Source organism: Nocardia sp. NPDC059180 (assembly GCF_042754945.1).
In the GTDB taxonomy this organism is placed as follows: Bacteria; Actinomycetota; Actinomycetes; order Mycobacteriales; family Mycobacteriaceae; genus Nocardia.
The window spans coordinates 1,182,933-1,195,483 of sequence record NZ_JBHZBU010000001.1 but is presented as its reverse complement, the minus strand read 5'-3'; the positions used below and the strand labels follow the sequence as shown (position 1 = coordinate 1,195,483).

1 protein-coding gene is annotated in these 12,551 nt (G+C 69.0%); it reads right to left on the bottom strand.

Going from position 1 to position 12,551, the window contains the following annotated elements; genetic code table 11:
- Positions 1-30 precede the first annotated feature (30 nt).
- Positions 31-12,501: an amino acid adenylation domain-containing protein gene (locus ACFXNW_RS05570; protein ID WP_379416314.1), complete on the bottom strand. Its 12,471-nt coding sequence runs from the start codon at positions 12,499-12,501 to the stop codon at positions 31-33.
- Positions 12,502-12,551: the final 50 nt, after the last annotated feature.

Genomic DNA, 12,551 nt, shown 5'->3' with positions numbered 1-12,551 from the left:
AGAGGCGGGCGGCCACGGCCAACGTTCGCCTCAGGCGGGCGGTTCGAGCAGGGCGGCCAGGCGCGGGCCGATCACTTCCAGCGCCGCGGGTGCGGTCATTTGATCATGGTTCACCGGAATCGGGTGATCCACCACCGAACCGGAGACGTGCGGCTGCCAATCCGCAGCTCGCGGCGTCCCCGTGACCTGGCGCGGATGCGCGTGGGCGGCGCTGAAGTACTCGACCGTGCCGTCGAAGACCCCGGGTCGATATCCGGAGATCAACTCGGCCGAGCGGACCGCGCCGCGATAGACCCGCCGCAACCGCTCCGGGGTGAGCGCGAGCAGTTCGGACGGAATCATCGCGTGCAATGTGGCCAATGCCTCGTCTCCGAGGTCGTAGACATCATCGCCGTCGCCGAGCACCTCGGCGCCGAGCCCGAGTTCGGCCAGCGCCTCCCGTACGGCGGCACGGAATCCGGCGACATCCGGGTCAGGATGGCTGTCCAGCATGGCCAGCAGCGTGACCTCCTCGCCCGCGGCCTGCAGTTCGGTGGCGATGGCATGGGCGAGCACGCCGCCGAGGGACCAGCCGAGCAGCCGGTACGGGCCGTGCGGCTGGACCGTCCGGATCTCGGTCAGATAACGATGTGCGAGCTCGGCCAGTGTCTCCGGGAGCTCGCCCTCGCCCGAGAGCGCGGGCGATTGCAGCCCGTACAGCGGCACCCCGGCGGGCAGATGCCCGGTGAGCCCGGCATAGGACCAGGCAAGCCCGTACATCGGATGCAGGCAGAACAGCGGTTCGGCTTCGCCCTCGGCGCGCAACGGCAGCAGCACATCGAGGGCGGCACCCGCGTCGAGTTCCGATGCGGGCGATTCGAGCCGGGCCGCCAGGCCCGCGACGGTGGCGTCGGTGAAGAACCACTGCACCGCCACCGAGACGCCGGTGACCGCGCGCAGGCGGCTCACCGCCCTGGTGGCGAGCAGCGAATTGCCGCCGAGGCTGAAGAAATCGTCGTCCAGTCCGACCCGGGTGGCGCCGAGCAGGTCGGCGAAGACCTCGGCCACCGCCTGCTGGAGTTCGGTTTCCGGGGCGCGGAAGGTGGTGGCGCCCGCGAACTCGGGTTCCGGCAGCGCGCGGTGGTCGAGTTTGCCGTTCGGGGTCAGCGGGAGGGCATCCAGCACCACGAAGGCGTCCGGAACCATATAGCCGGTGAGGAATTCGCCGACCTGGCCGCGCAGCTGCGCGAGGTCGAGCGCGGAACCCGCGGAAGGAACCACGTAGCCGATCAGCCGGTCGCCGGTGGTGGCGTCGGTGCGGACCACGGCGACGGCGTGGCCGACTCCGGGGCAGCGCAGCAGGGCGGCTTCGATCTCGCCGAGTTCGATCCGGAATCCGCGCAGCTGGACCTGCTGATCGCTGCGGCCCGCGTATTCCAGCGAGGCCGGTGCGACGGTGTCGCGCCAGCGGCCGACGTCGCCGGTGCGGTACACCCGGGAGCCCGGGGCACCGTAGGGGTCGGCCACGAACCTGGTCGCGGTCAGACCCGGACGGCCGAGGTAGCCCCGGGTCAGCTGGGCGCCGGCTACGTGGATCTCGCCCGGCACACCCGCGGGTGCGGGATGCAGCCGGTTGTCGAGCACCCTGGCATCCAGTCCCGCGAGGGCGCGGCCGATCAGGCCGGAACGCTCGGCGGTGTCCTCGTTCAGCGACAGGAACGACACGTGCACCGTCGTTTCGGTGATGCCGTACATGTTGACCAGCCGTGGCGCGTCGAGCGGATGACGTTCGTACCAGCGGGCGAGCCTGCGCGAGTCCAGCGCTTCGCCACCGAATATCACGTAGCGCAGCGACAATTCGCCGTCGGCGTCGCGATCGGCGTCGGCCAGCTGGTAGAACGCCGACGGAGTCTGGTTCAGCACCGTCACCTGTTCGCGGATCAGCAACTCGCGCAACAACTCCGGCGACCGCGAGGTGAGATAGTCGACGACCACCACGCTGCCACCGTGGGTGAGCGCGCACCACAGCTCCCACACCGAGAAATCGAAGGCGTAGGAGTGGAACAGCGTCCACACGTCGCTGGGCCCGAACCCGAACATCGGCTGGGTATTGGCGAACAGCTCCACCACATTCCGGTGGGTGACGCCGACGCCCTTGGGGACGCCGGTGGAGCCGGAGGTGTAGATGACGTAGGCCAGGTTGTCCGCGCGCAGCGGAGCCGTGCGATCGGCGTCGTCGATCCGGACGTCGGAGTAGTCGGCGGTGTCCTCGAGCAGCAGCACCGGCCGCTCCCCCACCGGGACGCGATCGCGTTCGGCGGCCGTGGTGAGAACACAGACCGGGGCGGCGTCGTCGAGCATGAACTCGAGCCGTTGGGCCGGGTAGGTGGCGTCGATCGGCAGATAGGCCGCGCCGGTGGCGAGCACACCGAGCAGGGCCACCGGTAGGTCTTCGGTGCGTGCGACGGCGACCGCAACCAGCGACTCCGGCCCGGCGCCACGCGCGACGAGGGCACGGGCGACCCGGTTGGCTCGCCGCTGCAACTCGGCGAAGGTCAGCGTGGTGTCACCGGCACGGATGGCGACGGCGTCGGGGCGGCGCCAGGCCTGCTCGGCGATGAGATCCGGCAGCGTCGTGCCGGGCACCCAGGCGCCGGGGGCGTTCCAGGCGTGCAGCACGCGGTCACGCTCACCGGGGGCGAGCAGGTCGATATCACCGATGACGGTGCCCGCGTCGGCCGCGACGGCATCGAGGACCCGCTGGAAACGATCGGCGAACGACCGCACCGTCGCGGCGTCGAACAGATCGGTGGCGTAGGTGAACACCGCGCTCATACCGGCAGCGTCCGACTGCTCGGCAATGGTGAGTTGCAGATCGAACTTGGCGACCGCGACCTCGAGGTCAACGGCCGACACGGTGAGGCCGGGCAGGGCGAGTTCGGTCTGCGCGAGGTTCTGGAAGGTCAGCATCACCTGGAACAGCGGATGCCGCGCGGCCGAACGCACCGGGTCCAGCAGTTCGACCAGCCGCTCGAACGGGACGTCGGCGTGGCCGAACGCCGCCACATCGCTACCGCGGACCTCGCGCAACAGGGCGTCGAACCCGGCGGCGGAATCGACCTCGGTGCGCAGGACCAGCGTGTTGACGAACATGCCGATCAGCTCGTCGAGTTCGGCCTCACCGCGGCCCGCGACCGGCGTACCGACCGCGATATCGGTGGTGCCGGACAACCTCGCGAGCAGAACCGCGAGCGCGGCATGAACCACCATGAACAGCGTCGCATTGTGTTCGGCGGCAACGCGTTCCAGGGCGGCATGCAGTTCGGCATCGAGGTCGATGGCGAAGGTTTCGCCGCGGTAGGACGCGGCGGCAGGGCGGGGCCGGTCCGCGGGCAGCGGCAGTTCCTCGGGGAGGCCGGCGAGCGCGTCGCGCCAGTAGCCGGTCTGGGTGGCGATGAGGCTGTCCGGATCGGCTTCGTCACCGAGGGTTTCACGCTGCCACAGACTGTAATCGGCGTACTGGACCGGCAGCGGTGTCCACTGCGGCTCGCTGCCGCCACTGCGTGCCGCGTAGGCCAGCATCAGGTCGCGGGTGAGCGGGCCCATCGACCAGCCGTCGGCGCTGATGTGGTGGGCGACGAAGACCAGGACGTGGTCGGTGCCGGTGATGCTGAACAGTGCGGTGCGGAACGGGAGTTCGCGCGTCACATCGAATCCGGTGGAGACGACCTCGCGTACCGCGTCGACCACCTGGTCCTCGTCGACCGGGCGTGCGGTCAGATCGACAGACACCGTGCCGGCGACGGATTGGATCGGGCCGTCGTCGGTCTGCGGGTAGGTGGTGCGCAGGATTTCGTGCCGCGCCACCAGGTCGCCGACCGCTGCCGCCAACGCCTCGGCATCCAGCTCGCCGGTCAGCCGGATGGCGGCGGGAATGTTGTAGACCGATGAGGCGGTATCGAACTGGTTGAGGAACCACATCCGCTGCTGCGCCATAGACAACGGGATGGTGTCGGGCCGAGGCATCGGAGTCAGCGCGCGGCGGCCGGAACCGGCGTGCTGTTCGAGCTTCAGCGCGAGACCCGCGACTGTCGACGCTTCGAACAACGTCCGCACCGGGACCCGGCCATCGAGCGCCGCACCCAGACGGGCGGCAACCTGAGTCGCCAGCAGTGAATTACCACCGAGAGCGAAGAAGTCGTCATCAGCACCGACCTGCTCGGCACCGAGGACCCCGGCGAACACGTCCGCAACGATCTCCTCGACAGGCGTCGACGGCGCACGGAACTCCTGCGCCTCGAACTCCGGCTCAGGCAAAGCCTTCCGGTCGAGCTTGCCGTTCACGGTGAGCGGCAGCGTATCCAGCACCACGAACGCCGAGGGCACCATATACGACGGCAGTGCTGCCGACAGCGCTGATTTCACTGCCGCCACATCGACTGTGACGGGCGAGGACTCGTGCGCACTGTGACGTGACTCATGCACACGGTGACGCGGGCGGTCACTTGTGAGCTCTGCGCGAGCCCAACCGGCCGAGAGGTCGGGCACCAGATAGCTGACCAGCCGGTCGCCGGTGTGCGCGTCGGACTTCGCGACGACAGCGGCCTGCGCCACGCCGGGCAGCGCGAGCAACGCCGCCTCGATCTCGCCCAATTCGATTCGGAATCCACGGATCTTCACCTGGAAGTCCGTGCGGCCCCGGTACTCCAGTTCACCCGACCGGTTCCAGGCGGCGAGGTCTCCGGTGCGGTACATGCGGGTGCCGGGTTCGAAGGGGTTGGCGACGAAGCGTTCGGCGGTCAGGTCCGGGCGGGCGACGTAGGCGCGGGCGAGCTGGGTGCCTGCGAGGTACAGCTCACCGTTGACGCCGGGCGCGACCGGGCGCAGACGGGCGTCCAGCACGTAGACGCGGCTGTTCCATTCGGGCGCACCGATCGGCACCGATGCCTGGTCGGCGGGGGTCACGCGGTGCGCGGTGATGGAGACGGCCGCTTCGGTCGGGCCGTAGAGGTTGAATAGTTCGGTGCTCGGGCGTTCCCGCAGCACGCGTTGGGCCAGGGCGCCGGGCAGGGCTTCGCCGATGGCCAGGATGCGGCGAAGCGAAGCGGGCAAGCCTGCGGTCAGCAGGGCATCGAGCATCGACGGAACGGCGTGCAGGGTGCTCACGCTCTGGTCGGCGATGAGTTCGGCCAGGTAGGCGGGATCGCGGTGGCCGTCGGGGGCTGCGATGACCAGGCGTCCTGCGCACGCGGCAGCGGACCAGAACTCCCACACCGAAAGGTCGAAAGTGGCGGCCGTCTTCAACAGAACGGCGTCATCGGCGGTCAGGCCGAATTCGGCTGCCTTCCAATGCAGTTGGTTGCTGATCGCGCGATGCGACACCGCGACACCCTTCGGGCGTCCGGTCGAGCCGGAGGTGAAGATCACGTACGCGGTGTGGTCTGCGCGCAACGGCGCCACCCGATCGGCATCGGTGATCGGCGCGGCGCTGATCGCGTCGAGATCCAGCTCGTCCAGCGACACCACCGGCGCCCCGGCCGAAGAGAATCCCGCCGCGGTGTTCGTCAGTACGCACACCGGATCGGCCGTCTCGAGAATGTAGCGCGTCCGCTCGGCAGGCTGGTCCGGATCGACCGGCACGTAGGCACCGCCGGCCCGGCTCACCGCGTACATCGCCACGACCAGATCGATCGACCGGCGCAGTGCGAGCGCGACACGGGATTCCGGGCGGACGCCCTGAGCGATGAGGTGGCGGGCGAGCTGGTTGACCCGCGCGTCCAGTTCGGCGTAGGTGAGGCTCACGAACCGAGTCGACGGGAGGTTGTCGCCCGGCGACGAGTCAGTCAGGCTCGCGTCGCGCGTCGAGGTCTGCCGTTCGCCCGGGTAGGCCTCGATATGCGAACCGGCGACCTGCTCGGCAACGATCGCGATGCGATCCGGCTCGGCCGCTACCGCCGCATCCAGGATCGCCGCCAGCGTCGGTGCCGCATCTCCGGCGAGCGGGTACTCGGTGGCGTTCCACCCGAGCGTCACCTGCTCGCGTTCGTCGGCGTCCAGCAGGTCGATATCACCGACGACGACATCGGGTCGCGAAACGACCCCGGCGAGCACGCGCCCGAGCCGGTCGGCGAAGCCGCGCACGGTGGCCTCGTCGAAAAGGTCGGTGGCGTAGGTGAAGAAACCACCGATCCCGGTGGCCGCACCCGAGGAGTCGTAGGCGTCGCCGACGATCAGATGCAGATCGAACTGCGACACATCCAGATCCGCATCCACCGCACTCACCGCGAGACCCGGCAATTCGAGTTCGGCGCGCGCCACGTTCTGGAAGGACATGCCGACCTGGAACAGCGGGTGATGAGCGGTCGAGCGCGGCGGGTTCAGCACCTCCACCAAACGTTCGAACGGAATATCGGCGTGGGCGAAGGCTTGGAGATCGGACTCACGTTGCCGGGTCAGCAGGTCGGCGAACGATTCGCCGCCGGTGACCTGGGTACGGAAGACCACGGTGTTGACGAACATGCCGATCAGCTCGTCGAGCTCGCGTTCTCCTCGGCCGGCCACCGGCGTGCCGATGGCGATATCGCCGGACGCCGACAGACGCGACAGCAACACGGCGAACGCCGTGTGCACCACCATGAACAGCGTCGCGTTGTGCGCACGCGCCAAGGCGACCAGACCAGCGTGGGTGTCGGCGTCGATCTCGATCGGCACCCGCGCACCTGCCATCGACGCGATCGCAGGCCGCGGCCGATCGGCGGGAAGCTCGAGCATATCGGGCAAGCCGGCCAGCTGCTCGCGCCAGAACGCGATCTGCTGTGCGGCAACCGAATCCGCATCGCCTTCGGAGCCGAGTACCTCGCGCTGCCAGAGCGCGTAGTCGGCGTATTGGACCGGCAGCGGTTGCCAGTCCGGTGCCGCACCGGCCGCCCGTGCGGCGTAGGCGACCATGACGTCGCGAACGAGGGGCGCCATCGACGACGCGTCACCTGCGATGTGGTGCACGACGACCGCGAGCACATAGGTGCCCGCGCGACCACCGCCGGTGAGCCGCCCTGCCGGCCGCCCGTCGAGTGCGCCGAGGTGTCGATGCGTGGCCGACTCAGCAGCTGGGGTAGTGCCCTCGTCCGTGTCACCACGCCCGGTGGACACGGCCGAGTCGGCTGCCCGGCGTTGCTGCCAGCCCGCATCCTGCACGCGCAGCAGCACAGCGCGCAGCGGGACCTCGTCGGTCACGTCGAACGGGGTCGAGGCCAGTGCGTATACCGCACCAGGCACTTCGGCCTCGTTTACCGAGCGCACGCTCATCACGGGAGCACCCGCATGCGGTGGCAACACCACCTGTGCCGGACCATCCGTGGTCTCCGGATACACCGTCCGCAGCACCTCGTGCCGCGCGACCACATCTGCCAGCGCCGCACCCAGCGCGTCGACGTCGAGCGCACCGGTCAGCCGCAGCGCGAACGGCAGGTTGTAGGCCGCCGAACCCATAGTGGCGTCCTGGTCGAAGCGGTTGAGGAACCACATGCGCCGCTGTGCCAGCGACAAGGGCAGCTGTTGCGGGCGTTCGATACCGCCGAGCTCGACCGTCCGGCGGCCGTGCGTCTGCGATTCCACCGCGGCCGCCAGTGCGCCGACGGTCGGGGTCTCGAACAATGCCCGCACCTGCACCCGCACACCCAGCGCGGCACCGAGCCGGGACACCGCCTGCGTGGCGATCAGCGAATTGCCGCCGAGGGCGAAGAAGTCGTCGTCCACACCGACCCGGCCGACGCCGAGCACCTCGCCGAAAACTCCGGCGACGATTTCCTCCACCGGTGTCGATGGCGTACGGAACTCGCGGGATTCGAACACCGGCTCCGGCAACGCCTTACGATCCAACTTGCCGCTCGGGTTCAACGGGAACTCGGCCAATGCGACGATCGACGCGGGCACCATGTACGAGGGCAAACGATCGCTGATCGCCGCGCGAAGCTCCAGCGGTTCGATCGCAATGCCCGGCGCGGGCACGACGTAGGCCACCAGCTGGTCACCAAGCGAGGTCGGCACGACGAGCGCAACGGCCTGGCTCACCGACGGCTGCGCCAGCAGCGCGGTCTCGATCTCCCCCAGCTCGATGCGCTGACCACGGAACTTCACCTGGAAGTCGGTGCGGCCCAGGTAATCGAGGACGGCGTCATCGGCGGGACCACGCCACACCACCAGGTCACCGGTCCGGTACATACGGTCCGCGCCGCCGAAGGGATTGGCCACGAAGCGATCAGCGGTCAGGTCCGGCCGCCGCACATAGCCGCGCGCCAGCTGATCGCCCGCGAGATACAGCTCACCTGCGACACCGGCGGGCACCGGCCGCAGTCGCGAATCCAGCACGTAGACACGGGTATTCCACTGCGGAAGCCCGATCGGCACCGACCCTTGCTCGGCCGCGTCGGCCTGCCAGTAGGTCACCGAGACGGCGGCCTCGGTGGGGCCGTACAGATTGTGCACCGCGGCATCGGTCACCGCGCGCAGCGCCGCGACGGTCTCCGGCGGCAGCGCCTCGCCGATGACGAACAGATGCGCCAGGCTCGGGCAGGAACCGGGCGCGGTGTGCGCGGCGAACACCGTCAGCATCGAGGGCACGAAGTCGGTGACCGTCACCCGCTGCGCGGCAATCGTTTCCGCGACGTAGGCGGGATCGCGATGCCCGTCCGGCGTCGCGACGACGAGCTTGGCGCCGGTCCGCAACGGCATGAAGAAACCCCACAGCGACACGTCGAACGTCGTCGCGGTCTTCTGCAGGTACACGTCATCGGGGCCGAGCGGGTACTCGGTGAGCATCCACTCGATCTGATTGTTGATGGCGGCATGGGTGACCGCCACACCCTTCGGGCGGCCGGTGGAGCCCGAGGTGAAGATGACGTAGGCCGGATGCTCCGGGCGTACCGGCCGCAGCAATTCCGTCGACCGGATCGGCGTCGCGTCGTAGCGCTCCAGATCGATCGCATCGATGCGCAGCACCGGGGTTCCGGCGGGGACTCCGACCGCGTCGGAGGTGGTCGTGACCACCGCCACCGGCTGAGCCGTATCGAGAATGTGCGCGATTCGCTCGGCCGGATGATCCGGATCCAGCGGCACATACGCACCGCCTGCGGCCACGATCGCGTACATGCCGACGACCAGATCCAGCGAACGCCGGACCGCGAGACCGACCAGCGACTCCGCGCCGACGCCCTGCTCGATCAGCAGCCGGGCCAGCCGATTCACCCGCTCGTCGAACTCGCGGTAGGTCAGCTGCCTGCCCTCGTACACCAGCGCCACCGCATCGGCGTGCGCGGCGACGGCGTGCCGGTAGCCGTCGAGCAGTAGTTCGGGGGTCAGCAGATTGCGGGTGTCGTTCCACTCGTGCAGGATCCGGTCCCGCTCGACCATCGACAGCAGATCGATATCGCCGATCGTCCGGTCCGGATCGGCGGCGACCGCGCGCAATGTGCGCCGCAGCCGGGCGGCGAACTCGGCCACCGACGCCTCGTCGAACAGGTCGGTGGCGTAGGTGAACAGGGCCGACAGGCCACCGTCCGCGGTCGGAGTCACGGTGAGCTGGAGATCGAATTTTGCTACGGCGCCGTCGAATTCGACCGCGGCGGCCGTCAGGCCGGGCAGATCCACCGCGGGCGCGGTCATGTTCTGGAAGAACAGCGCGACCTGGAACAGCGGATGATGGGCCTGCGAACGCACCGGGTCCAGGGCGTCCACCAGCCGCTCGAACGGCAGTTCGGTATGCGCGAACGCCGCGAGGTCGGTGTCCTTCACCGCGGCGAGCAGTTCGGTGAAGGTGTCGTGCGGATCTATTTCTGTCCGCAGCACCAGCGTGTTGACGAACATGCCGATCAGCCCGTCCAGCTCGCGTTCACCGCGACCGGCCACCGGCGTGCCGATGGTGATGTCGGCGGAACCGGACAGGCGCGAGAGCAGCGTCGCGAAACCGGCGTGCACCGCCATGAACAGCGAGGCGCCCGCATCCTGCGCGATACGGTCGAGACGGGTCGTGGTGTCGGTGTCGATCGTGAAAGCCAGTGTGCCGCCGCGTCCGGAGGACTGGGTGGGCCGCGGGCGGTCGGCGGGCAGGTCGATCCGGTCCGGAATGCCGGCCAGGGCCGCGCGCCAGAACACGAGCTGCTTGGCCGCGAGCGATTCGGAATCGGTCTCGTCGCCGAGCAGCTCGCGCTGCCACAGCGTGTAGTCGGCGTACTGCACCGGCAGCGGCGCCCACCGGGGTGCGGCCCCGTCGATCCGCGCCAGATACGCCGTCACCAGATCGGTCGCCAGCGGAGCCATCGACGTACCGTCGGCCGCGATGTGGTGTACGACCACGGCCAGCACATGATCGTCGGAGCCGAGCTCGGCCACCGCGATCCGCAACGGCACCTCGGCCGCCACATCGAACCCGGCCAGCGCCCGCTCGACCAGCCACCCCGGCAACCGCTCCGGCGACAACGGCTCGGGCGTGAGGTCCGGCAGCACCTGCTCGGCGGGCACAATCACCTGATGTCCGGCGCCATCGGTCGCCGGATACACCGTGCGCAGGCTCTCGTGCCGGTCGAGCACATCACCGACGGCCGCACGCAATGCGGCAAGATCCAGGGCACCGGTCAGCCGCAGCGCGAACGGAATATTGTTCGCGGCCGACTCGGTATCGAATTGGTTCAGGAACCACATCCGCTGCTGGGCTGGTGAGAGCGGAATGTGGGGCGGCCGATCCATGGGCGCGAGCGCGCGGCGCCCACCGGTCCCGCTCTCGGCGTCCAGGCGCCCGGCCAGCGCCGTCACACTCGGGGATTCGAAGATCACCCGCGCCGCGATCCTCGCGTCGACGGCGGCGCCGAGCCGCGCGGCGACCTGGGTGGCGATCAGCGAGTTGCCACCGAGTTCGAAGAAGTCGTCATCGGCGCCGATCGGCGCCTCGGTACCGAGCAGCTCGGCGAACGCCTCGACGACCAGCAGTTCGGCCCAGCCGGATGGCTCACGGAAGGTCTTGGTCTGCAATCTCGGCGTCGGCAGCGCGCGCCGGTCCAGCTTGCCGACCGGGGTCAACGGGATCTCGTCGAGCACCGTGACCGAGGTCGGCACCATATGGGAGGGCAGGCTGTGGCCTGCGAAGTCCAGCAGCGCACCGGTATCGACGATCGCGCCATCGGCGGCGTGCACGAAAGCGGCGAGAATCGTCGCACCGCTGTCGAGCCGATGCCCGACCGTCACGGCGAAATCGACCGACTCATGGTTGCCGAGTACCGCATCGATCTCACCGAGTTCGATCCGGAAACCACGGATCTTCACCTGGAAATCATTGCGGCCCAGGTACTCCAGATCGCCGTCGGAAGTCCAGCGCACGAGATCCCCGGTGCGGTAGAGACGGGAACCGTTGTCGTCGAACGGATTCGCGACGAAACGCTGCGCGGTGAGAGCGGGACGCTCATGGTAGCCGCGTGCCAACTGCGCGCCCGCGATGTAGAGCTCGCCCGCCACCCCGGTCGGCACCGGGGTGAGGCGCTCGTCCAGCACGTATTCGGTGATCGCCCGGATGGGGCCACCGATGGTGACCGCGTCGTCGCGGCCGAGCGGCGCACTGATATTGGTCATGATGGTGGTCTCGGTCGGACCGTAACCATTGAAGAATTCCCTGGTGCCGTCCGCGACCGGCCGTACCCAGCGTCGCACCAGATCCGGCGGGCACGCCTCGCCACCGGCCACCACAACCCGCAGATCGTCCAGGCCGGCAGGATCCACCGAGGCCAGCGCCGCAGGGGTGATGAACGCGTGCGTCACGCCTTCGCGGCGCAGCAGGCTCGCCAGCTCATCGCCGCCGTACACTGTCGGCGCCGCCACCACCATGGTCGCCGCGCCGCCGAGTGCGAGCAGCAGCTCCAGCACCGACGCGTCGAAGGAGGGTGAGGCGAAATGCAGTGTGCGCGAATCGGCGCTCACCCGATAGCGCTCACGCTGTTCGTCGCAGAAGCTCGACAGTCCCGCCTGGGTGACGACGACGCCCTTGGGCAGTCCGGTCGAACCGGAGGTATAGATCACGTACGCGGGATGTTCGGCCCGCAACTGACGCACGCGGTCGGCGAAGGTGATCGGTTCCGCCGAGTACTGATCACGCAGCCGCACCGCGGCGTCATCGTCGATGGACAGCCAATCGACATGTCCCGGAAGGGTTTCCGCGACGGCGCCGACGGTGAGGCCGATGACCACGCCGGAATCCTTGACCATGTGCTGGACCCGGTCGGCCGGATAATTCGGGTCGATCGGCACGAACCCGGCACCCGACTTGGCCACGGCCCACACCGCGACCACCGATTCGATGGATCGGGGTATGCCGACGGCGACCAGATCCTCGGGCCCGACACCACGGTCGATCAGCAAACGTGCCAGTTTGGTGGACATTTCGTCCAGTTCGGCATAGCTCAGCTGTCCGCGTGTGGCGGCGGCGTCGGCGAAGACCACGGCGCGACCGCCCGGGTTCGCCTCGACAGCAGCTGCCATCAGTTGCGGAAGTGTGGTTACCCTCGGCCGCCGGGTACGGGTCGGCCGTACAC